Source organism: Bradyrhizobium australafricanum (assembly GCF_020329495.1).
GTDB classification, from domain to species: domain Bacteria; phylum Pseudomonadota; class Alphaproteobacteria; order Rhizobiales; family Xanthobacteraceae; genus Bradyrhizobium; species Bradyrhizobium australafricanum.
Genome location: NZ_JAGKJL010000028.1, coordinates 88,886 through 111,280 on the forward strand (window position 1 = coordinate 88,886; position 22,395 = coordinate 111,280).

The 22,395-nt window shown below is 65.7% G+C and carries 23 protein-coding genes; 8 read left to right on the forward strand and 15 right to left on the reverse strand.

The window, feature by feature from the left end:
- Positions 1–202: 202 nt before the first annotated feature.
- The 4 genes from J6525_RS24295 to J6525_RS24310 form a co-directional block, all read right to left on the reverse strand.
- On the reverse strand, positions 203–2,236 hold the full coding sequence (locus J6525_RS24295; RefSeq protein WP_225646593.1) for a DEAD/DEAH box helicase: 2,034 nt from the start codon (positions 2,234–2,236) through the stop codon (positions 203–205).
- A 341-nt stretch (positions 2,237–2,577) separates the two neighbouring features.
- The gene (locus J6525_RS24300; protein WP_076827336.1) at positions 2,578–2,925 is read right to left on the reverse strand and encodes a hypothetical protein; all 348 of its coding nucleotides are present in this window, start codon (positions 2,923–2,925) and stop codon (positions 2,578–2,580) included.
- A gap of 178 nt (positions 2,926–3,103) precedes the next feature.
- Complete coding sequence (locus J6525_RS24305; RefSeq protein WP_225646594.1) at positions 3,104–3,787, reverse strand: haloacid dehalogenase type II; 684 nt, start codon at positions 3,785–3,787, stop codon at positions 3,104–3,106.
- A 29-nt stretch (positions 3,788–3,816) separates the two neighbouring features.
- Positions 3,817–4,431 carry a CGNR zinc finger domain-containing protein gene (locus J6525_RS24310; RefSeq protein WP_225646618.1) on the reverse strand — a complete coding sequence of 205 codons (615 nt, stop codon included), beginning with the start codon at positions 4,429–4,431 and terminating at the stop codon, positions 3,817–3,819.
- Positions 4,432–4,617: 186 nt separating this feature from the next.
- Here J6525_RS24310 and J6525_RS24315 point away from each other — a divergent pair, with 186 nt between their 5' ends.
- The 4 genes from J6525_RS24315 to J6525_RS24330 all read left to right on the forward strand — a co-directional run bounded on the left by J6525_RS24315 (position 4,618) and on the right by J6525_RS24330 (position 7,770).
- Positions 4,618–5,313 carry an alpha/beta fold hydrolase gene (locus J6525_RS24315; RefSeq protein WP_092080348.1) on the forward strand — a complete coding sequence of 232 codons (696 nt, stop codon included), beginning with the start codon at positions 4,618–4,620 and terminating at the stop codon, positions 5,311–5,313.
- A 33-nt stretch (positions 5,314–5,346) separates the two neighbouring features.
- On the forward strand, positions 5,347–5,946 hold the full coding sequence (locus J6525_RS24320; protein WP_092080345.1) for a TMEM175 family protein: 600 nt from the start codon (positions 5,347–5,349) through the stop codon (positions 5,944–5,946).
- Between the two features lie 40 nt (positions 5,947–5,986).
- The gene (locus J6525_RS24325; RefSeq protein ID WP_225646595.1) at positions 5,987–6,841 is read left to right on the forward strand and encodes an alpha/beta fold hydrolase; all 855 of its coding nucleotides are present in this window, start codon (positions 5,987–5,989) and stop codon (positions 6,839–6,841) included.
- 158 nt (positions 6,842–6,999) lie between these two features.
- Positions 7,000–7,770, forward strand: coding sequence for an SDR family oxidoreductase (locus J6525_RS24330; protein ID WP_225646596.1), 771 nt, complete (start codon positions 7,000–7,002; stop codon positions 7,768–7,770).
- 31 nt (positions 7,771–7,801) lie between these two features.
- Here the strand turns inward: J6525_RS24330 and J6525_RS24335 are convergent, their stop codons facing one another.
- The 3 genes from J6525_RS24335 to J6525_RS24345 form a co-directional block, all read right to left on the reverse strand.
- A complete protein-coding gene (locus J6525_RS24335) occupies positions 7,802–8,305 on the reverse strand; it encodes an SRPBCC family protein (RefSeq protein WP_225646597.1) in 504 nt (167 codons plus the stop codon).
- Positions 8,302–8,628, reverse strand: coding sequence for an ArsR/SmtB family transcription factor (locus J6525_RS24340; protein ID WP_092080338.1), 327 nt, complete (start codon positions 8,626–8,628; stop codon positions 8,302–8,304). The genes J6525_RS24335 and J6525_RS24340 overlap by 4 nt, the downstream gene beginning before the upstream one ends.
- Positions 8,629–8,765: 137 nt before the next feature.
- Positions 8,766–10,067, reverse strand: a complete 1,302-nt coding sequence (locus J6525_RS24345) for a PQQ-dependent sugar dehydrogenase (protein ID WP_225646598.1) — start codon at positions 10,065–10,067, stop codon at positions 8,766–8,768.
- 456 nt (positions 10,068–10,523) lie between these two features.
- On the opposite strand from J6525_RS24345, the gene J6525_RS24350 reads away from it, so the two are divergent.
- On the forward strand, positions 10,524–10,811 hold the full coding sequence (locus tag J6525_RS24350) for a hypothetical protein (protein WP_075969423.1): 288 nt from the start codon (positions 10,524–10,526) through the stop codon (positions 10,809–10,811).
- A 110-nt stretch (positions 10,812–10,921) separates the two neighbouring features.
- Here the strand turns inward: J6525_RS24350 and J6525_RS24355 are convergent, their stop codons facing one another.
- Together J6525_RS24355 and glf are read right to left on the reverse strand one after the other, a co-directional pair.
- Entirely contained in the window at positions 10,922–12,190 is a 1,269-nt protein-coding gene (locus J6525_RS24355) for a serine hydrolase domain-containing protein (protein WP_225646599.1), read from the reverse strand.
- Positions 12,191–12,257: 67 nt separating this feature from the next.
- Entirely contained in the window at positions 12,258–13,466 is a 1,209-nt protein-coding gene (glf, locus tag J6525_RS24360) for a UDP-galactopyranose mutase (RefSeq protein WP_225646600.1), read from the reverse strand.
- Positions 13,467–13,663: 197 nt separating this feature from the next.
- On the opposite strand from glf, the gene J6525_RS24365 reads away from it, so the two are divergent.
- Entirely contained in the window at positions 13,664–14,896 is a 1,233-nt protein-coding gene (locus J6525_RS24365; RefSeq protein WP_225646601.1) for a CgeB family protein, read from the forward strand.
- Between the two features lie 73 nt (positions 14,897–14,969).
- The gene (locus tag J6525_RS24370; RefSeq protein WP_225646602.1) at positions 14,970–16,124 is read left to right on the forward strand and encodes a caspase family protein; all 1,155 of its coding nucleotides are present in this window, start codon (positions 14,970–14,972) and stop codon (positions 16,122–16,124) included.
- 40 nt (positions 16,125–16,164) lie between these two features.
- On the opposite strand, the gene J6525_RS24375 is transcribed toward J6525_RS24370, so the two are convergent.
- Both J6525_RS24375 and J6525_RS24380 read right to left on the reverse strand, forming a co-directional pair.
- Positions 16,165–17,166, reverse strand: a complete 1,002-nt coding sequence (locus tag J6525_RS24375) for an NADP-dependent oxidoreductase (RefSeq protein WP_225646603.1) — start codon at positions 17,164–17,166, stop codon at positions 16,165–16,167.
- Between the two features lie 59 nt (positions 17,167–17,225).
- Positions 17,226–18,083 carry an oxidoreductase gene (locus J6525_RS24380; protein ID WP_225646604.1) on the reverse strand — a complete coding sequence of 286 codons (858 nt, stop codon included), beginning with the start codon at positions 18,081–18,083 and terminating at the stop codon, positions 17,226–17,228.
- A gap of 115 nt (positions 18,084–18,198) precedes the next feature.
- Here J6525_RS24380 and J6525_RS24385 point away from each other — a divergent pair, with 115 nt between their 5' ends.
- Positions 18,199–18,804, forward strand: coding sequence for a TetR/AcrR family transcriptional regulator (locus tag J6525_RS24385; protein ID WP_225646605.1), 606 nt, complete (start codon positions 18,199–18,201; stop codon positions 18,802–18,804).
- A 45-nt stretch (positions 18,805–18,849) separates the two neighbouring features.
- Here J6525_RS24385 and J6525_RS24390 read toward each other — a convergent pair whose 3' ends face one another.
- From J6525_RS24390 to J6525_RS24405, 4 genes are all read right to left on the reverse strand, one after another.
- Positions 18,850–19,413, reverse strand: coding sequence for a DUF488 domain-containing protein (locus J6525_RS24390; RefSeq protein WP_092080317.1), 564 nt, complete (start codon positions 19,411–19,413; stop codon positions 18,850–18,852).
- Positions 19,406–19,615: a hypervirulence associated TUDOR domain-containing protein gene (locus J6525_RS24395; RefSeq protein WP_038387511.1), complete on the reverse strand. Its 210-nt coding sequence runs from the start codon at positions 19,613–19,615 to the stop codon at positions 19,406–19,408. The genes J6525_RS24390 and J6525_RS24395 overlap by 8 nt, the downstream gene beginning before the upstream one ends.
- Positions 19,616–19,944: 329 nt before the next feature.
- Positions 19,945–21,249 carry a DUF3300 domain-containing protein gene (locus tag J6525_RS24400; protein ID WP_225646606.1) on the reverse strand — a complete coding sequence of 435 codons (1,305 nt, stop codon included), beginning with the start codon at positions 21,247–21,249 and terminating at the stop codon, positions 19,945–19,947.
- A gap of 96 nt (positions 21,250–21,345) precedes the next feature.
- Positions 21,346–22,359 carry an HAD family hydrolase gene (locus tag J6525_RS24405; protein ID WP_225646607.1) on the reverse strand — a complete coding sequence of 338 codons (1,014 nt, stop codon included), beginning with the start codon at positions 22,357–22,359 and terminating at the stop codon, positions 21,346–21,348.
- Between the last annotated feature and the right edge of the window lie 36 nt (positions 22,360–22,395).

Sequence of the window (22,395 nt, forward strand, 5' to 3'; positions counted from 1 at the left end):
CAATCTCTCCGCATCGTCGTCCCGGCGAAGGCCGGGACCCATAACCACCGCATGTGATTGTGAACGGGATTGTGGCCCCAGCCGCGCGCAACAATGAGCAGTTGGGGTAATGGGTCCCGGCCTTCGCCGGGACGACGGCGAGGATGTGGCACGCCCAGTGGGTCCTACATCCGCACCCGAAGCGCGTTGCGCTGCCGCCGCCTCAGCCCCGCCGCTTCTTCTTCGGCTTCTTGCCGAACTTCGGCTTCGCCGACACGTCCGGCCACTGCGTGGGTCCGGCGTGGCTGGACTTGCCCGGGTGCTTCTTTTTCTTTCCGAACCGCGGCTCGTCGCCGGATTTCGGCCTGAAGCCTTTTCCGTCCCGATCGGATCGGAACGAATCCCTGGATTCCTTTTTTGACGCGTATTCCTGACGCGAACCGCTCGCGCCTTCGCTCGAAAATGCTCTGGCCTCTCGGTCCGGCGTGCCGCGCCGCTTTCCTGCACCCTCGGCGCGCGGCGCGCTGTATCCGCCGTCGCCATCGTCGCGCCAGGGCTTGCGCGCCGGCTTCTCGCGCACCTCTCCCTGCGGCGCGCCCGCCAGCGGCTCGATGCGGATGCTGTCCTCCTTGTCCGGACGCTTGATCTTGACCGCGAAGGAATCCGCGACCCGCGCGGCGATCTCGAATTCGGTGGTCGTGTCCATGATCTTGATCGCGCCGATGTCGCGCTTGTCGATGCCGCCGCGGCGGCAGATCATCGGCAGCAGCCAGCGGGCTTCGGCGTTCTTCCGGCGTCCGATCGCGGCCCGGAACCAGACGGTCGCCTCCTCCATGCCATGACGCGCAGAGGACTTGCCGGTCTTCGATCGCGGCCCGGCGGCACGATCATCGCGGCGCGAGGCGCGCTCGCCGCGGCGATCGTCGCGGTCCCGACCGCGTCCCTCGCCAGGATCGAGGATGTCTTCGGGCGCAGGCAGCCGCGCGCGGTAGAGCCGGGCGAGCGCTGCGGCAATCGCCTCGGGCGCGCGTTCGGCGAGCAAGGCCTGCGCCAGCGCCAGATCGTCCGACGTCGCATCTTCGGAGAACACTGCATCCTGCAGCAGGCGATCATGGTCGAGCTTGCGGATCTCCTCCGCCTGCGGCGCGGAGCCCCAGACCACATCGATGCCGGCAAGATCGAGCAGCAATTCGGCGCGCCGCCGCCGTGCCGGCGGCACCAGCAGGATGCTGACGCCCTTACGGCCGGCGCGGCCGGTACGGCCCGAGCGATGCTGCATGACCTCCGGGTCTTTCGGCAGATCCGCGTGAATGACGAGATCGAGGCTCGGCAGGTCGATGCCGCGCGCCGCGACGTCGGTCGCGACGCAAACCCGCGACCGCCCGTCGCGCAACGCCTGCAGCGCCTGGGTCCGCTCGTTCTGGGTCATTTCGCCCGACAGCGCAGCGACGGAGAATCCGCGCTCGAGCAGCGCCGCCTGCAAATGCCTGACGGCCTCACGGGTGTTGCAAAACACCAGCGCGCTCGGCGCCTCATGGAAACGCAGCACGTTAACGACGGCGTGCTCGACGTCGTCGGCAGCCACCCGGATGGCGCGGTACTCGATATCGGCATGGCCGCCCTCGTCACCCGCGACCTCGATCCGGAACGCCTGCTCTTGATACTGCTTGGCGAGGGCAACGATGCCGCGCGGGAACGTCGCCGAGAACAGCAAGGTGCGGCGGGTGTCCGGCGTGGTCTCGAGGATGAATTCCATATCCTCGCGGAAACCGAGATTGAGCATCTCATCGGCCTCGTCGAGCACGACGACCTTGAGTTCCGAAATGTCGAGACGGCCGCGCCGCAAATGGTCGCACAACCGGCCGGGCGTCCCGACCACGATGTGGGCACCCTCGGCAAGCTCGCGCTGCTCGCGGCGCGGATCCATGCCGCCGACGCAGGAGACGACGCGGCCGTCGGCGTGTTCATAAAGCCAAGCAAGCTCGCCCTGGACCTGCAAGGCGAGCTCGCGCGTCGGCGCGACGATCAGGGCCAGCGGGGCGGCGGCCGGCTCGAACCGCTCGGCGCCGTCGAGCAGGTCCTTTGCCATGGCCAAGCCGTAGGCAACGGTCTTGCCCGAGCCGGTCTGGGCTGAAACCAGGAGATCGCGGTCCACAGCGTCGTCCGCGAGCACGGCGAGCTGGACCGGGGTCGGTTGATCGTAGTTGCGCTCAGCCAAGGCGCGGGCGAGCGGCGAACTTGTGGTCGGAAAGGGCACGAGATGGGAAACCTTGATTGGTCCGGGCGCAGAACGTCGAGCGGGACGACCTGGAGCTGCGTACCCGGCAAGCGGCACAGCCGCATGACGATTTGGGGTGCTTTACGCCAAGAAGCGCCAAATCGCCATGCCCCATCGCAGAAAAGCTGGCGCGCGGATCAAGCGGGCTGCCCGATCGGGGCCGTAGGGCCGGTCAGCGCGATGGCGGGTGACGGCTTCGCCTGATCCGCAAGACTGTCGGATCGGCGAGAGCCGCCGCTACTTGCCGCCTTGGCGCATTTGAGAGGTCAAGAGGGACGAGAACGGGACGAGCACCGTTGCGGGACTCCCTGGACGCGGCATCACTTCGCCTTGAGCGCCTTCTCGTGGCTCTCGAGCGCCGCTGTCATCAGCTTCGGCAATTGCGCGGCATAGACCTCGATGAAGGTGGCATCGCCGCAGGCCTCCGGATCGCGCGCGGCCTGCTCGGCGATGCGCGCGGCCCTGGCCTCGCATTTCGCGAACATGTGCCAGAACCAGTCCGCGTTCTTGCCGAGTGCCGGCTTGTTCTTCTTGATGACGGCGGCGCCGACCGCGCTCATCGCGCTGACGACGCCGGCGCCCAGCGTGCTGATGGCGCGCGCGTTAAGGATGTCCTCGCGCCCTTGCGCGGTGGCGTTGGTCGCGGTCGCTCGTCCCTTGGCCGGCATGCTGTGAGCTCCTTCGATCCCTGCGGCGGATGCAGCATCGGCCGCGGAAGTTGAGGAAAGCTCAAGGGGCATGGTTGAAAAGCGCTATGGATTTCATTCCGGTTTTATGCGCTTCCGAGCGATCGGGCCTGGACGGGCGTTTTGCCCTCTTCTCCGCGAGGGAATCCGTCAGGCGTCGTTACCCTTTGGCGCCGTAGCGGCGGATCAGCTGACCGGCGACATCGTCGAGATCATTGCCGACGACCTGCGGCTGCGGGCCGACGCCGAGGACATCGTTGCCGGGACGCTTGATCAGCGCGGCCTCCCAGCCGGCCGCGACCGCGCCCAGCGTGTCCCAGGTGTGGCAGGCGATCAGGCAGAACTCCGAGGGCTTTGCCCCGAGCTCCTTCTCGACATAGCCATAGGCCTGCCGCGACGGCTTGTGATGCTTGACGCCGTCGGCGGAGAAGCGCCGCTCGAACAGATCGACGATGCCGCCATGGGTCAGCTGCCGGGTCTGCACCTCGAGCAGATTGTCGGTCAGCGTGAACAGGCGGAAGCCGGCCGCGCGCAGCCTGCGCAGCGCGCCGGGCACTTCGCCGTGCGGCGGCATGGTGGAGAATTTCTCGGTCAGCTCCTGCTTGTCGGACTCGTTGATCCTGATGCCGCGGGTGTCGGCCAGCATCTTCATGACCGCGGCGCCGATATCGGTGAACGGCACGTAGCACCCCGCGACAGTGAGCGAGGCCGAGTACATGATGAAGTTCGCGAACCACAGCCGCATCGCGCTCCTGTCGTTGAAGATGCGCGCGAACACCGGCTCCATGGTCTCGAGGTCGAGCAGGGTTTCGTTTACGTCGAACACGATCAAGGGAAGTGCCATTTTTTTCTCCGTTTGGTTGGGTTTGGTTCTCAGCCCCTGTCCTTCATCCGGCTGCGGTGCGCGGCCTGCTTGGCGCGGTTGCCGCAGATCGCCATGCTGCACCATCGGCGCGCACGCGCCCGCGTGTGGTCGGCGAACATCAGCGTGCAGGCCGGGCCCTCGCACGCCTTGATGTCGGAGAAGCTTTCCTCGCAGACGACCCTGGCCATCGCTTCCCCAATCGGCAGCAGCAATGTTTCGGCCGAGCGCCAGCGCCGCGTCCGCTCCAGCGCGAAACCCTCATGGCCGTCTTCGCCGTCCTTGCGGCGATGCGCCACGATCTTGCTGAACGCCTGATCGCTTTCCAGCAGGCGGTTCAGCGGCTCGATCTCCTTGAGCGCACGCGGCGCCAGCGGCCGGCCCATATGCTTGCGCACGAAGCCGCGGAACCATTCGCGCAAATCGCGGGCCTGACCGGCGACGTCGTCGAGCTCGCCAGGCGTCGCGCGCGCCTTGAGCTCGTCGAGCACATCGGGCGGCACCAGCTGCGCCTGCGCGAGCCAGCGCAACAGGCCGTCGCCATCGGCGATCCAGTCGACCGGCGTATCGACCGGCGTCGCGATCGAATTGATGAAATCGAGGCCCAGGCTGTCAGCGATGAACATCGCGGGCGGATGGGATTGCACGGTGACGCCCTCCTCGCGGCTTTCTGACGGCTTCCTCAGTCGCAAAATAGTAACCTGATAAAATCCATTTGACAAGTTACGCGCACCGGATCATAAGCGCAGTAACCTAACTAACTGCATTTTAGCGGTTACAGCCAGAACCGGCCTGAAACGAGGGAGCGGACAATGTCGAACAAGGATGTCAGCGTGGTGCTTGCGCATGGCGCGTGGGCCGATGGCTCGAGCTGGGCGCGGGTGATCACGGCGCTCGATGCCGAGGGCATCAGGGCGGTGGCAGCGCCGTTGCCCCTCACCTCGCTCGCCGACGACGTCGCGGCGCTGAACCGCACCCTGGACCGCGTCGCGGGCCCGGTGGTGCTGGTTGGCCATGCCTATGCCGGCGCCGTGATCGCCGAGACCCGCTCGCCGCGCGTCAAGGCGCTGGTCTATGTCGCGGCGCTGGCGCCGGATGAAGGCGAGACGGTCGCCGACGTATTCTACCGGCTGCCACCGCATCCGTTCGCGCCGAAGCTCGCGCCCGACGCCAATGGCTTGATCTGGCTGCCGGAGTCCGCTTTCGCGGCGGCCTTCGCGCAAGGCGCGCGCTCCGAGGACCTTGCGGTACTCGCCGCGGTGCAGCGGCCGATCTCGCCAGCCTGCATCACCGTGCCGGTCGGCCGCCCGCTCTGGAAGGACGTCCCGAGCTGGTTCCTGGTTGCCGAGGACGACCGGATGATCGCGCCCGAGACCCAGCGCAGCATGGCGGCGCGGATGCAGGCGACCGTGCGCTCACATCCCGTCGATCATACCCCGATCGTCACCGCGCCGAAGCTCGTCACCGACATCATCCGAGAAGCGGTCGACAGCGTTACAGAGCACTGACCTCTTCCCACGATTTCGGACAGGAGAGCTGCCATGCAGGAGAAACGTCTCTCGGCCGACCGGCTCGGCGCGTTTTCCGATGCGGTGATCGCCGTCATCATCACGGTGATGGTGCTGGAGTTGAAGCCGCCGGAAGGCTCGCGGTTCGCCGACCTGCTGCCTCTGTGGCCGACCGCGATCAGCTACGCCGCGAGCTATCTGTTCATTGCGGTGATCTGGGTCAATCATCACCATCTGCTGCATCTGGTGCGGCAGCCGACGCCGCGGCTGATCTGGCTGAACTTCGTGCATCTGTTCGCGGTCTCGCTGCTGCCGTTTGCCACCGCATGGGTCGCGCGATCGCACATGGCCGCCGCGCCGGTGGTGGTCTATGCGGTGATCTTCCTGCTGATCGACCTCGCCTATCTCGCCTTCGAGCGCGCGGTGCTGGCGCAAGCGGACCAGAGCCTGATCTCCGAGCGCGTGCGGACATGGACGCAGCGTCGCACCTTGCTCGCCGTGCTGGTGTTCGCGGCCGGCGCCGCCATCGCCCCGTTCATGCCGCTGCTGGGCTTTGCCACCGTGTGCTGCGCCCTGCTGCTCTATCTGCGTCCCGAAGCGATCAGCGGGCTCGCGAAGCAAATCAAATCCTAAGTCCCGGAATTCGCCAACGCACGATCACAAGGAGTGACAGATGTCTCAGATCAAATACCGCACCGCCGATGTCGACGGCTTTAACATCTTCTATCGCGAGGCCGGTTCGCCCGGCACGCCAAAGCTGCTGCTGCTGCACGGCTTCCCGAGCGCGGGCCACATGTTCCGCGATCTGATCCCGCAGCTCGCGGACAAATTCCACATCGTGGCGCCGGATTTGCCCGGCTTCGGTCAGTCGGACATGCCGCCGCGCGACAAGTTCAACTACACCTTCGAGCGCATCGCCGGCGTCATCGATCGCTTTACCGAGGTGATCGGCTTCGATCGCTTCGCGGTCTATGTGTTCGATTATGGCGCGCCGACCGGCTTCCGCCTGGCGGTCAAGCATCCGGAGCGGATCACGGCGATCATCTCCCAGAACGGCAACGCCTATGACGAAGGCCTCAGCGACGGCTGGACCCCGATCAAGGCCTATTGGCAGGATCCCTCGCCGGCGAACCGCGACGCCCTGCGTGCGTTGCTGACGCCGGACACCACGCGCTGGCAGTACACCCACGGCACTTCGGATCCGGCGGCGGTGTCGCCGGACGGCCAGAACCTCGACAACTACTACATGGCGCGGCCCGGCGCGCACGACGTGCAGCTCGATCTGTTCGGCGACTACAAGAGCAACGTCGCGCTCTATCCCACCTTCCAGACTTACTTCCGCACTCACCAGCCGCCGTTCCTCGCGGTGTGGGGCAAGAACGATCCGTTCTTCCTGCCGCCGGGCGCCGAGGCGTTCAAGCACGACAATCCAAAGGCGGTGGTCAAATTTTTCGACACCGGCCATTTTGCGTTGGAAACGCACGCCGCCGAGATCGCGCAGGCCATCCGCGAGTTCCTGAGCCGCTGAAGGTGGCGGCAGCGACAACTCCATCCGCGTCATTGCGAGCGAAGCGAAGCAATCCATAGCTCCGCACAACGGAAGGATGGATTGCTTCGTCGCTGTCGCTCCTCGCAATGACGGGCTCACATCCACTCAGTCACGCCGACCACTCCAAGGAAATGCACATGACCCAATCCGTCGCCATCGTGACCGGCGCCAGCTCCGGCATCGGACGCGCCACCGCGCTGCGGCTCGCGCGGGATTTTTCCGCCATCGTCCTCGTCGCGCGCAGCGGCGAGAGGCTGCGCGAGGCCGCTCGAGAGATCGAAAGACACGGCAGCACGCCGCTGGCGCTCGAGCTCGATCTCGCCGCGCCTGATGCCGCTGATGAAATCGTCAAGGCCACGCTGGATCGCTTCGGCCGCATCGACGCGCTGGTCAATGTCGCAGGCGCGGTGGCAGGGCTCGATCTGTTCGAGATGACCGATACGCAATGGGACGCCGGCCTCGCGCTCAAGTTCCACGGCGCCAGGCGGCTGACGATCCGCGCCTGGGACGCGCTGAAAGCGTCACGAGGCGCTGTCATCTTCACCTCAGGAAATGCCGCCGTGCTGCCCCGCGCCGCTGCCGCCGCGGTGGGCACGATCAACGCCGCGATCGAGGCACTTGCAAAAGCCTTCGCCGAGCGCGGCATCGACGACGGCGTGCAGGTGAACTGCGTGTCCCCGGGCGCCGTGATGACCGGACGCCGCCTCGCGATGCTGGAGAAGGCCGCGGCAACCAGGCAAGTCGATGTCGACACCGCCAAGGCCGGCTTCCTCAGGCAGGTCGGCATCAGACGGTTCGGCACGCCGGAGGAGATCGCCGACCTCGTCGCCTATGCCGTGTCGCCGCCGGCGCGCTGGATGACCGGCACCGTGCTGCGCATCGATGGCGGCGAGATCAGGACTGTCTGACATCGCCGCGCTATTGCCGATCCGCGCGCGGTCATGCTTTCGGCCCCTGCGCGGCGCGTGCCGCGAACATCGCGAGCAGCCGGCCCCAATCGCCTTCGGTATCGAAGATGCGGCGCATCTCGGCGGCGCGGGCGCCGTAACGGTCGAGCTTGCGGTGCTCGAGCTCGACGCGGGTGGCGTCCTTGCCGTCGGCAATGAAGCGCACCTCGATCTCGGTCTTCAGGTTCGGATCGTATTGCCAGTCCGCGGTGATATCCCACGACAGCACGAGGCGCGACGGGGGCTCCCAGAGCAGCACGCTGCCCCAGTCGCAGGTACTGCCGTCGTCGCCGCGTTCGTACCAGCGGCCGCCGACGCGCGGCTCCATGATTGCATCGACCGCATTGGTCTTGCCGATCTTGTAATGCGCGAGCGGCCACCACGTGCCCATCTGCTCGGTGAAGACGCGCCAAGCCACCGCCGGCGGCGCCTCGACATTCATCACCTTGCGGACGCTGTAGGGATCGTAATTGTCGGAGGTCGCTTGCATCGTCATCGGGATCTCCTCTCTTTGGCGGCTTCGCGTTCGGCCGCTTGCTTGAAGGCGGTGAGTGTCTTGTCCCAGAATCCGTCGAGCCAGCCGCGCAGGCTCTCCAACCCGCGGGTGTCGATGGCATAGAGCCGCCGCGTGCCTTCGATCCGCACCACGGCAAGGCCGGCGTCCTTCAGCACCCGAAGATGCTGCGAGACCGCCGGACGGCTCACCTTGAGGCCGTCGGCGATCTCCTGCACCGATCGATTGCCTTCGCGCAACCGTTTGAACACCATGCGGCGGGTCGGATCTCCCAGCGCGTCGAGCGCGCGTTCTGCGCTGATCATGATCGTGTCGTCCGTTGTCGGATTTAACGTAAGTCAACACTTACGGTAAGTCAAGGCTAACGCTCTGTTCCAAATGAAACGGCGCGGCTCCGATCGAAGCCGCGCCGTTCAAGTCGTCTTGCCGCGAGTGCAGGCGCTTACGCCGCCGTCACGCGCCAGATCACGTTGCCGACGTCGTCGGCCACCAGCAGCGAGCCGTCGGGGCCAAGCGCGACGCCGACCGGGCGGCCGTACGACACCTTCTCGTCCGGCGCGAGGAAGCCCGACAGGATGTCGCGCGGCGGCCCCGCGGGACGGCCGTCCGCGAACGGCACGAACACCACCTTGTAGCCCGACAGCGTCGAGCGATTCCACGAGCCGTGCTGGCCGATCACCATGCCGTCGGGGAAACCCGGCAGCGTGCCCTGCGGCATCCAGCACAGGCCGAGCGAGGCGGTGTGGCCGCCGAGCGCGTAGTCCGGCTGGATCGCCTTGGCGACCATCGCCGGATCCTGCGGCACGCGATCGTCCACCGTCTTGCCCCAGTAGCAATAGGGCCAACCGTAGAAGCCGCCGTCGCGCACCGAGGTCAGATAGTCCGGCGGCGTCTCGTCGCCGAGGCCGTCGCGCTCATTGACGACGGTCCACAGCACATTGGTGGTCGGCTCCCACGCGATGCCCACCGGATTGCGCAGGCCGCCGGCGAAGATGCGGCTGGTGCCACCTGCGAGATCGAGCTCGTAGATCGCAGCACGGCCTTCCTCGACCGCAAAACCGCTCTCGGCGATGTTGCTGAGCGAGCCGACGCCGGCATAAAGCTTCTTGCCGTCGGCGCTCGGCAGCAGGCTGCGCGTCCAGTGCCCGTCGGGCTTGAAGCTGACGAGCTTGCGTCCCGGCGCGGTGATGCGATCGGCGCCCGCGGTGTAGGGAAACGCCACGACGCCGTCGGTGTTACCGACATAGAAGGTGTCGCCGACCAGGGCCATGCCGAACGGCTGGCTCAAACCCTCCATGAAGGCGCCGCGACTTTCGGCGACGCCGTCGCCGTCACGGTCGCGCAGCAGCGTGATGCGATTGGCGCTGACGCCGAGCGCCGCGGCGCGCCGCATCGTCGCCTGCATCGCGTAGTGGAAGACGCTGCGCGGCTTTCCTGCGATCTGCGTCGCCTCCGCGATCAGCACGTCGCCGTTGGGCAGCACGTTGATCCAGCGCGGATGATCGAGCCCGGCCGCAAAGGCGTTGACCTTGAGCCCGGGCGCGGCGACCGGCTTCTGGTCTTTGTCCCAGCCCCGCGCCGTCGGCATCTTGAGCGTCGGGATCGCGCCCTGGGGTTTGGCCTGCGGGATCTCTGGCGCGCTACCCCAGGCGGGCGCGGGCTGCGTGCCCTGCATCCGCCGCCACGCCAGGGCGCCGGCCCCGATCGCCGCGACGACGCGGGCAAAAACTCCAGACGTGCTCATGAAACTTCCCCTGTAATTGCGCAGTGTTAGCGCGCCTTGTCATTCCCTTGCCGACCGGCCGCGGCCCGCAGCATTCGCATAATGCCGGCCCTGATGACAGTAGTTATACGATCTTCGCAGCCGCGCACGAATCGGGGAGACTGGCTGCACGCTCCCTTGTCAGGGCGCTTTCCTCCCTGAGACCTTGCCCGCCGCAGTGGCGGGCTTCCTTTTACGAACCGCCCCGGCTTTTCGAGGCGCCGCTCGCGCATCCGCCGTTATAGCCATAGAAGCATAACGGGCCGGCGACAGATGCATCCTGCCGGGCAGAGCCCGGCAGTGCCCTCCCGGAACACAAGCCCCTTCACAAGAACCTGATCCCACGCTCGCGCAGATTTGCCTTTGCGAGATGCATGGCAGATCAGGAACGCCGCTCCATGGCGGTCGTTGGTCGGGACACCAGCAAGGAGAGTGTGAATGCAACGAAAGACCAAGATATTGTCCCTCGCCGCGGCGTCCCTGATCGCAACAACGGCAGGCGCGTTCGCACAAGGCTACTATCCTTACGGGAACCCTGGTCCGAGATATTACGGCGGCCCCCGCTATCAGGCCGTGCAGCCTGACGTGATGTACTCTCCAGCGGAGCCGGGCTGGTACGGTTCATTCAACGGCACCAACCACCCGACGCCGAGCTCGACCCAGGGCGACGTGGGTCCTGAAGGGAACAACAACGGTACGCTGACCGGCGTGTACAGGCGCTGGTAGGCCCGCGAATTTGAGGCCCGTCGCTCGGCTTGAGCGACGGGCCTTTTTGCTGTTCCACGTTCCACGTATGCAAACGTGGCAACGTGAGGTCCGATTTTTCTGCTGAGGCGTTACTTCACCATCGCGCCGTAGACGATGTCCTGCACATTCTCGCGATAATATTTGCGCAGCTCGCCCGGAGCTGCGGTTCCCACAACGACGACAAGGCGCTCCTTCGGGTCGCAGAAGAACTGGGTGCCGTAAGCGCCGTTCCAGGTGAACTCGCCGGGATTGCCCGGCACCGACGACAGCCCCTCGCCGGTCCGCACCGCGACCGACAGCCCGAAGCCGAAGCCGCCGCGATGCGGTTCGACCGCCGCGACGTTGTTCTTGATCTCGGGCCCGAGATGGTTCGACGTCATGTGATGCACCGTCTTGGGGCTGAGGATGCGCTTGCCGTCGAGCTCGCCGCCATTGAGCAGCATCTGCCCGAAGCGCAGATAGTCGCCGACGGTGGCGAACGAGCAGGCGCCGCCGCAATCGAACCTGGTCGCCGTATCGAGCAGCTTGATGGCTTGCGGCTTGCCGGTGAGCGGATCGTTCGGGAACGGACGCGCCAGCCGCGCGCGCTGCGCATCGGCCGGGTGGAACGTCGCATCCTTCATGCCGAGCGGCTTCCAGACATTGGCCGCGAGATAATCGCCAAGCCGCTGGCCGGAGACCTTCTCGACGACGGCGCCGAGCACGTCGATCGAGAAGCCGTATTCGAACTCAGTGCCGGGCTGATGCACCAGAGGCAGCTGGGTGATGCGGTCGATGAAGGCCTGGGTATCGCCCTCGACCGCCGGCGCGGTGCCGTCGGGATAGAGCCGCGCCAGCACGCTCGAACTGTCGGGCCGGCCGCCATACATCAGGCCGGAGGTGTGGCGATAGAGATCGTGGATGAAGATCGGCTGCGTCTGCGGCTCCATCTTCAGCGAGCCGTCGGCCTGCTGCACGCCGACCTTCATGTCGGCGAACGCCGGATAGAACTCGGCGACCCTGGCCTGCAGCGGCAGCTTGCCTTGCTCCATCAGCGTCAGTCCTGCAACCGCCGCCATCGGCTTGGTCATCGACGCCAGCGCGAACACCGCGTCGATCGGCATCGGCGTGCCCTTCACCGGATCGAGCTGGCCATATGCCTTGTAATGCACGAGCTTGCCGTCGCGCGCGATCGCCACCACGGCGCCGGGCACGCGCTTGGCGGCGATCTCGCGCGCGAAGAAGTCGTCGAGCCGCGCCAGCCCCTGCTCCGAAAAACCGACCTGGTGCGCCGACGTTTCCGGAAGCGGCGCGGCGTGGGCGATGCTGAAAGCAAGGCTAGTGGCGGCGGCAGCCGCGGCAATAACGGTTTTTCTCATTGTTTCCTCACCGGGGACCGCGGGCGATTTATTATGGCGTTCGTTGCCCGCAGCTCGCAGGATTAGATCACGCCGGCAAGGGCGACAAGACTTCGCGGCGCGCGGCCGCGTCACGCGGGTGCATGCCTTGCTGGGCGAAGAACGGCTCGACCTCGAGCTCGAACGTCTTCAGCGCCGCGCCGATCGCCTGGTGCATGTCGAGATATTTGTAGGAGCCGAGCCGGCCACCGAAAATGACGTTGGGATGCGACGCCGTCATGGCGTGATAGGACGCGAGCATGGCGCGGTCGGCGACGGTGTTGATCGGGTAATACGGCTCGTCGCTGCGGCCCGCGAAGCGGGAATATTCGCGGTAGATCGTCGTCCGCGCTTCGGCATGCGCGCGCTCCGGATGCAGATGCCTGAACTCGTGGACGCGGGTGTACGGCACCTCGGCGTCGGCATAGTTGATGACCGCGGCGCCCTGGTAGTCGGCGACGTCGTGCACCTCGCGCGCGAAGTCGACGGTGCGCCAGCCGAGATGGCCGCAGGCATAGCCGAAGAAGCGGTCGATCGGACCGGTATAGACCACGAGCTGCCGCGGATTGATGCGGTCGGCGACGTCGAAATAGTCGACGCCGAGGTGGACCGCGATCCTGGGATGATCGAGCATCCGGCGAAAGATGGCGGTGTAGCCGTCGAGCGGCATGCCCTCATAGCGATCGGCGAAGTAGCGATCGTCGAACGTGAAGCGGACCGGCAGGCGGCCGATGATGTCGGCCGGAAGCTCACGCGGATCGGTCTGCCACTGCTTCTGCGTATAGCCGCGGATCAAGAGATCGTAGAGCGTGCGGCCGACCGAGGCGATTGCCTTGTCCTCGAGATTGCCGATCCCCGCGGCGCCGTGCGCGGCCGCCTCCGCCGCGATCACGACGCGGGCCTCGTCCGGCGTCATGGCGCGCCCGAACGCCGCACACACGGTCGCAAGGTTGATCGGCATCGAATAGACGCGGCCCTTCGTCACCGTGAAGACGCGGTGACGGTACCCGGTGAACTCGGTGAAGCGGTGCAGATAGCGCCAGACGGTCTCGGAATTGGTGTGGAAGATATGCGTGCCGTAGCGATGCACCTCGACGCCGCTGTCGGGGTCGAGCTCCGAATAGGCGTTGCCGCCGATATGCGGACGGCGGTCGAGCACGCAGACGGAGCGGCCGAGTCTGCTCGCCACCTGCTCGGCGATCACGGCGCCGAAGAAGCCGGCCCCCACCACGACGACGTCGAAGCCATCAAGCTGCATGCGCTCTCGCCCTCATGTCGGATCGCGACGGCGCCCGACGAAGCTTCAACGTGGCGGCATGGCCGTTTCCGGCGAAATAAATCCGCCCATCAGGATAATTCCGAGCCCGGAACGGCCGGCTCCGCCGTTCAACTGACAGCATGCAAGGCGACGGAAATGCCCGCGCGAGCAGCCACACCATCAAGCGCGGAGGTCCCATGTCCGTGATCTGCGTCCTGTATTCCAGCAACACCACCTATGATTCGCTGCGCGGCATCCTGGCGATGGCGGCCGCCGAGCTCGACCGGCTCGGGCACGAGGTCAGGATGCTCGATCTGCTGGCGCCGGATTTCTCGGCCCGGCTCAACGCCCTGCTGCCGCGGCGTGCCGAGGCCATGGCGCTCGGCTTCTCCGGCATTGGGCTCGATATCCACACCAAGGACGGCAGACTGTTCTGGGACGTCGCCCAGATCCCGGTCTTCACCTGGTTCTGCGATCATCCCTGCTATTTCGCCAGGCGTCACGGGCTCGAGAGCCGCTACACCGCGCATGGCTACGTGTTTTCGGACCATGCCGCCTTCAACCGCGATCATCTGGGGGCCAACGGCGCCGTGTTCGCGACTCATATGGGCATTCCCGATCCCGGCTTCTTCGGCGGCCTGCCGCCCGAGCAGCGCAACGGCCGGCTGATCTTCGCCAAGTCCGGCTGGAATCCGCTGGCGCTCGAGCGCGGCTGGCGCAAGATGATGCCGCCAAAACTGTTCGCGCTGCTGTTCGATGCGATCGCCGAGGCGCGCGGCAAGACCTGCGGCGCATTTCCGAAGATCATCGTCGACGTCGCCGAGCAGCATCTGGTCTATCTGAAGCCCGGCGGCGACCTGTTCAACGTGATCCTGACCCGGCTCGACAACTACACACGAGGCGTGCGCACCCGCGAGGTGGGCACCGTACTCGCCGACTATCCGGTCGATTTCATCGGCGGCGGCTGGAGCGATCTCGACGTCAGCGGACGTCCGGCCCGCGTGCTCGGCGCGATGACCTTCGATGCGATGCGCGAAGGCCTCGGCAGCTACCTTGCCGCGGTCTCACTCAATCCCAATATCGACTTGTCGGTGCATGACCGGGTGTTCTTCGCGCTCGGCGCCGGCACCGTGCCGGTGTTCGACGCCAACCGCTTCTCGGCCGCGGAGATGCCGCATCTCGCCCGCTTCAGCTTCGGCCAGGACGCGATGAGCATCGCCGCCGCCGTCGAGGCCGTGCTGGCCGATCCCTCGGCAGCGCAGGCGGCGGCCGCGACCACCTTGCGCGAGCTTTATCCGCGCTTCTCGATGCAGCGGTCGGTGCAGGACATCCACGAGATCACGATGTCGATCGCGGGCGCAGCCGGCGCCAGTTTGTTGCCGGCCGAGCCGGTGCCGGCCGGCGTCTGGACGCCGAAGCAGGCGGCCTGATCGCGCACCATTTCCGTGGCCGCGTCGCGCCCGCTACGCTACCATGCACCCGTCACCTCCGATCGGGGCCAGCATGAATCGCCGCGCGTTTGTCTCGGGACTGGCCGTTGCCGCGGCGCTGGCGGGCTTCGCCTTGCCGGCTGCGGCCGACGGCAAGCGGGTGGCGCTGGTGATCGGCAATGGTGCCTACAAAAGCGTGCCGGCACTGTCCAATCCGCCGAATGATGCCGGCGATATCGCCGCCGCGCTGAAGCGCCTCGGCTTTGCGGTGACGCTCATCACCAATGCCGGCTTCGACGAGATGCGGCGCGGCCTGATCGCATTCGGACGCAATGCCGCCGGCGCCGACATGGCGGCGGTGTACTTCGCCGGCCATGGCATGGAGATCAACGGCGACAACTGGCTGATCCCGGTCGATGCCGAGCTGAAGCGCGATACCGACGCCGCCAATGAAGCGATCAGCCTGCAAAGCGTGATGCTGCAGGTCTCCAACACCACAAGCCTCGGCCTCGTCATCCTCGATGCCTGTCGCAACAATCCGTTCGCGGCGAAGATGAGCCGCTCGCTCGCCACCCGCGCCGCCGCCGGCAGCGGGCTCGGCCGCATCGAGCCGGTCGGCAATGTGCTGGTCGCCTATGCCGCGCGCGACGGCACCACCGCGCTCGACGGTGACGACCGCAACAGCCCGTTCGCCGCGGCGCTGCTCCGCAACATCGAGACGCCGGGCGTCGAGGTCACCTTCATGTTCCGCAACGTCCGCGACGACGTGATGGAGGCGACGCGCAACGCGCAGCAGCCGTTTGTGTACGGCTCGCTGTCACGCAAGGCGATCTACCTCGTGGCCGCTCCGCCCGCCGACGCCGCCGCCACGAAACAGGCGAACGCTGCGCCGGTAGCCGCCGCATTGTCGGCGCCATCGGCGACAGCAGCCGGCGCGATCGATCCCGCGCTGGTCGGCACCTGGGAGATCATGGTGCCGGGTGGTCGTGGCCAGTCGCGCTGGATCTGGCGGATCATGGCCGACGGCACCTACCAATTCCACGCCGAGCCCTCCCGCGCCGCGCGCCCGCACGAAGGCACCGTCAGCTTTGCCAACGGCCGCTGGACGCTGCATGCGCTGAGAGGACTTGCGAACTACACGGACGGCGGCTCCTACGAGATCCACGACTCGACCGCCGTCATCACCGGCAAGCTCGGCACCGGATATTGGAAACGCAGCGCGGAGTGAGCCGCGTGATGCGTACGTGAGGGATGGTGCCCAAACGCCATTATCTCATCTGGACAACGACCTTTCCCCTGGACCGCCCCTTCTCGAGATACGCAAGCGCCTGCTTCGCCTGTTCGAATGGGAATACCTTGTCGATCACCGGCCGGATGGTTTCCGCCTTGAGAAGCTCGCCGAGTTCGGCCAGTTGGCTGCCGTCTGGACGTACGAACAGAAACGAGTATTCAACGCCGCGCTTCCGGGCGTGACGAATGATCTTGCCGCTCAACAACCCGAACAAGAGCACCAGGACGAAGTTCATGCTTCTGGCACGAGCAAATGCGGCATCCGGCGGCCCGACGAGCGAGACGACGGCGCTTCCGGGCTTTAGAATCCGGAGCGACTTCTCGATCGCGTCACCCCTGACTGTGCCAAGCACCGCATCGTAGTCCCGCAGCACATCCTCAAACTGCTGCTTCGTGTAGTCAATCACCTCGTCAGCGCCGAGGCTCCGGACCAGGCCAACGTTCCCGGTGCTGGTTGTCGTCCCGACCTTGGCTCCCAGATATTTTGCGACCTGGATCGCGAATGTACCAATCCCGCCGGAGCCTGCGGGAATGAACACCTTCTGGCCGGGCTTGAGGCGCGCACGCTCCTTGAGCGCCTGCCACGACGTCAGTCCGACCATCGGGATCGAGGCGGCTTGCACGAAGTCGAGATTTGGCGGCTTGAGGGCGGCCGCGCTCTCGGGCACGACGGCAAACTCAGCAAGGGTGCCTGTCCCCAGGTCGAAGATACTGGCGAAGACCTCGTCACCTGGCTTGAAGCGGGTCACGCGGCTTCCAATCTCCACCACGACGCCTGCCACGTCGCTGCCCAGCGTGGCCGGCAGCTTAAACCGAAGGATGGGTTTGAACGTCCCCTTTGGAATCATGTTGTCGATAGGATTCAGGCCAGCCGTATGAACCTGAACAAGAATTTCATCCGGCCGTGGCTTCGGTCGGGACTGATCGGCGAACCCGACCTGGTCCGGCTTGCCGTAACGTTTGAAGACAAGTGCTCTCATGGTTCCTATGTCCGGGGTCCTGGGCTGGACCTTGGGTTCTCGCATCGAGCCTGGTGGTTTCAGAAAGCTCGCGCCTTGCTGAGGGGCCGCGAAACCGACGGCGCGTCAAGTCGCAGGTCCTTTCGAATCCCGGCGTCCACCAGGCTCGCAGGCGCGAACCTGCGAAGAAACCGCAGGCGCTTCGCGAGACGACCGGCCGGGTATCGGACCTTCGGGTGCGCCGCAGTGGCCACCTCCAGCACGGTGTCGGCAACGACGCCAGGTGGCTCGGCGGTCGCCATCACCTCGTTCACCCGCTTGTCGACGCCTTCGCGAGCCTCGCGATACGCATCGAGCTTGGCGTCCGGTGCCGCGAAGTTCGCGTCGAATGGTGTCTTCGTATAGGCCGGCTCGATGACCGAGACCCGGATACCCCGCGTGCGGAGTTCATGGTCGAGCGATTCCGAGTAACCCTCGACCGCATGCTTGGTCGCGGCATAGAGCGCGCCATACGGCATCGGAAGGAAGCCAAGAACGGAACCGATGTTGATGATGCGACCGCTACCCTGGCGCCGCATGTGGGGCACGACGGCGCGGGTCATCCGCACCAGCCCGAAAAAGTTCGTCTCGAAGATGGATCGGGCCTGCTCGATCGAGCTCTCTTCCGCTCCAGCGGGAGCCACACCAATCCCTGCGTTGTTGACGAGGAGATCGATGCGGCCATCTCGCTTCAGCACTTCGCCGACGGCTGCTTCCACGGAAGCATCGCTGGTTACGTCGAGGGACAGCATCTCGAACGACCGCTTGCCAGGCTGGGCTCCACGTCTGCTGGTGCCGTAGACGACGTAACCGGCTCTGGCGAGTCGCTCCGCCGTGGCCTCGCCGATGCCCGACGAGGCGCCCGTAACGAGCGCGATCTTCCCGGTAGGTCTGGTCATCTCTTTCTCCTGGCGATGGACGGCGCAGCACGATCAACCTGCTCGCAACCCGGCATCTGTTCGTTGCAGTAGTTCAGTTCCGGCCGTTTGATTACGATCGCAATCTTTAGAATAGATGACGATCGTAATTATACTTGTCAAGGGCCGGGTCTGGCGCCATATCTGCGGCATGCGTGTTTCAAAGGAAAAAGCGGCCGAGAACCGCGACCGAATTCTCAAGTCCGCATCGCGCCTATTGAGAGAGCGCGGCATCTCCGGAGTGGGCGTCGACGCGCTGGCTGAAGCGGCGGGGATGACCCACGGCAGCCTTTACAGTCAGTTCGGTTCCAAGGAGCGGCTTGTCGAGGAAGCCGTGGCCGACGCGATAGCTGTCAAGGGCCAGGAACTGGATGAGGTGCCTACTCTCGGCAACTATTTTTCGGAATACCTCTCGAAAATACATCGGGACGACCCGGGGAGCGGCTGCCCGTTCGCAGCTTTGGGCTCTGAAATGCAGCGCCAGAGCCAAGGCGTGCGCGAACGTTTCACAGCCGGAGTGCGCGGCATGGTTGGATGGCTCGGTGACCGAATGGGCTCGGAGATCAAGCAGCGCCAACGCGATGAGCGCGCGGCTGCAACCCTTGCCTTGCTGGTCGGAGCGCTCGTACTCGCCCGCGCCGTGAATGATCCGAAGCTTGCGGACGACATCCTTCGCGCGACCAAGAAAAGACTGGAGCGTTGATTTCTCGGCATCACTGGAAGCTGGTGGACAAGCTTCGCCATCCCCTCATAAATCCAGCTGCCCCGTAGCCGGATAGACCACCGTGCCGTCGCTCTGTACCACGGCACCTTCGGTGAGGCGGGCGGGCTCGAGGCGGCCCTCCCCCATGATGTGGAGGACGGTCTCGCCCGACGCGATGAGATAGTCTGCCACGATGCGGCGGTGGCAGCGCCACCACACCGCTTCCGAGCACATCATCGCGCAGCGTCGCTCATGGCCCTCGTCGCGCAGATGCTGGAGCGCTGCACGAAACTGCGGCGACAACGCATAGTCGGCGTAGTTGTGAAAACTCTCGTTGCTCCAGAATCCATTGACGGACGGCGCCACGCTTCGCGCCTTGCCGCGGAGCCCGCCGAGATCGGCCAGATGCTCATACGAGATATCAGCAGCCTTGAGCGACGTGGGCAGCGTGTCCTTGTTGAACTGCGGGTTGGTGCGCGACCGCGGCACGGTTCGGATGTCGACGATACGCTCGATATTGGCCGCGCCGAGGACAGCGATGAAATCCTCGAGGCTGCGGGTGGAATGACCGATCGTGAAGAACGGAAGCGCCGCGTCTTTGCTACGCATGATGCAGCGCGCTGCCCTTGTGGGCCGCGACGTGATCGGTCTTGTCGCTCTTGATCTCGTACTGCGGATCGGCCTCCGAGGCGCGGTGGGTGTGCCCCTTGTAGTCGAAATCGCGGGTGTGAACCGCAATGATGGTGCCCGAGACGCGGCCGGCCTCGGAATTCCAGCTGACGTGATCGCCGACCTTGAATTTCCTGGCCATGTTTGACGCCTCCTTCAGGCGCGGAATTGCTCGCACAATACGGTGCCAATCGTCGGCACGAACTAAAAAAGCCTGCCGGAGCAAACGAGCTCGCAGCCGGCCAGGTTCCTGCCTCGTGTTTGGGATTCAAGTGTCTACGGCGCGCCGGAGATTTCATGGCCCTTGGAGCACGTAAGTTCAACCAGGATTTCATCCGCACAAGGATATGTCGAATCGCTGGGACCGGGAGCCGGTGGTCGCGATAGACCGCCACCTGCGACGGTCGCATCCTGGTGGGTCACGCCGTTTGGCGATCTCGCATGGAATTCCCCGAATAGCAATCACGCCACTCAGCGCCGGCGGCCACCTCCGTGGAAGCCGCCTCCGCGGAAGCCGCCGCCAGCACGCATGCCGCCGCCACCGCCGCGATGGAAACCGCCGACGCCGGCCCGCATGCCGCCACCGCGGATCGCGGCCGGCCGGCCGCCACCGATGCGTCCGCTGGCGCGGGTGTGCGTGACGCTCCTGTGCGAGATCGCGGCGCGATTGCCCGCGCGCGTATGGGCGCGGGTGACGTTCCGGCTGCTGGCCCGGCGGGATACGCTTGCACCGCGATTGCCGCCGCGTTGCGAGACCGCGGTCCTGGCCCGGCCGGCCCCCGCATTCGAGATCCTGCCGCCGCGAGCACCGGTGCGATTGCGCAGCGCCTCGCGCGCGGCGGGGGTATTGCCGCTGCCGAACCGCCTCGCCACGCCGGCATCGCGATAGGCAACGCCGCCGCGATGCGCCGGATTGTGGGCCCAATTGGTGTTTCTGATGTTGGTGCGGTTGAACTGGTTATAGCGGTTGACGTTGACGTAGACGTTGCGGCCCCACCAGTTGCAGCCGCCCCAGATCGCAGCGCCGACGGCCACGCTGGCGGTGAAGCCGATCACGCCCGCGGCGACATAGCCTGGCGGAGACCAATAGAACGGCTGGTAGTCGGGATAATCCCAGGCCCCGTAGACGACGCCGGGATCGTAGACCGGGACGTAATACTGGTCGGGATCGACCGGCTCGATCGAGATCGCCTGCTGCATGCCGGAGGGCGCGGTCACACCGGCGGGAGGCGCGCTCTTTATCACCTTCTGCTGCGGCGTCGACTTGAGATTGCCCGCAGCCTCGGCGCGCTGGCGCAGGGTCTGCACGGCGCTCATCACGTCCTGCTCCTGCGCGAGGAAGGCATCGCCAAGCTGCTGGGTCCAGTCGAGCTTGTCGTTCATCATCTGAAGAACCTGCGGCACCGCCGCGAGGGCCTTGACGCTCGGATCCCACGACTGCTTCTGCATGGCGTCTTCGAGCGCCTTGCCGGTGACGGTCTTGTTGTCTTGCGACCAGCGCGCCGCCTCGACGACTTCCAACGGATAGGTCGACGCCATCAGGATCTGCGACAGCAGCGCGTCCGGATAGAGCGCGATCGGCGCGACCAGTTGCTCGATCTGTCCGTTCGGAAGCTTGCTGGCTGTCGGGGCCGGCGCCGGCGCGGCAGCCTGGTCTTGTGCCGGCTTCTGGTCCGCGGGTGTCTGCGCGTATGCCGAGCCTCCGAGCATCAGACCAACCGCCAGCGCCGCGTTCGCAATGGTGAGCCGGCGCAATCCTGGAAGAAGTCGTGTCATGATGCCTCCTCGTTCTTCGTCTCGCTTGCATCACCGGCGGCGCTGGCGTGCTCGGCCGCGCCGGGCGTCGGCGATGCCTACGCAATCATTCGGCTTCTATTCAAAGCGGAACATGCGTTTCCAGTCGTCCTTCATGCTGACAACGATCCAGCCATTGGAGCTCGCCGCGTCGAGCGCCTTGTCGAGTTTGCCGAACGCGGACTTGCGATCGTATGCATATTCTCGTTCGGCGTCGGTGTGATGCACGATCAGGCCGAAACGCTTGCCGGGCGATTGCGTCGCCCATTGCAGCATCTGGAAGTCGCCGTCTGAGTTACCGAAGGCCGCGACCGGACGTCGGCCGATATGCGAGTTGATGCCGACCGGCTTGCCGGGTCCGTCATCGACGAGATCGATCGCCGGCAGACGGATCAGTGTCGGCTTCCCCTTGTCGATCTCGAACTTCGTCTTGATGCTCGATCCCACGACCTGCTCGGGCGGGATGCCATAGACCCGCTCGCTCCATGGCCGCATGAACTCGATGCCGCCGCCCGAGACGATGAAGGTCTTGAAGCCATTGGCGCGCAAATAGGCGAGCAGTTCCAGCATAGGCTGGTAGACGAGGTCGGTATAAGGCCGGTTGAACTTCGGATGGTGTGCCGACTTGATCCAGTCGCCGGCGATCTGCGCGAACTCGGCCGTTGTCATGCCGGCATGGGTCGCCATGACCAGTTCGACAAGGCCCTTCTCGCCGGCCTTGGCCAGCGCGGCGATGTCGTTGTCGAGAACCGCCTTGAACGACCGCTTCCGCTTCCATTCCGGATGCTGGCCCGCCAGCGCCTTTACCCGGTCCAGCGCAAATGCAAGCTGCACATACATCGGCTGCTCGCACCAGAGCGTGCCGTCATTGTCGAATGTCGCGATGCGCTCCGGCACCGGCACGAAATCCGGCGTGCCTTCCCGCGTCACCGCGGCGACGAAGTCAAGGATCGACTGCTTCGACCGGCCTTCATTCCAGGACGGGAGAGGATCACTCTGCGCGCGTGCGATACGGCCGGAGACCGACAGCGTGGCCGCCGACACCAGCAGTCCGGCCAGGATCGTACGGCGGTCAACCAAGCTTCCGTTCACGAATCTCCGTCCTCCACGTCAGCCATTCAGAGAGGA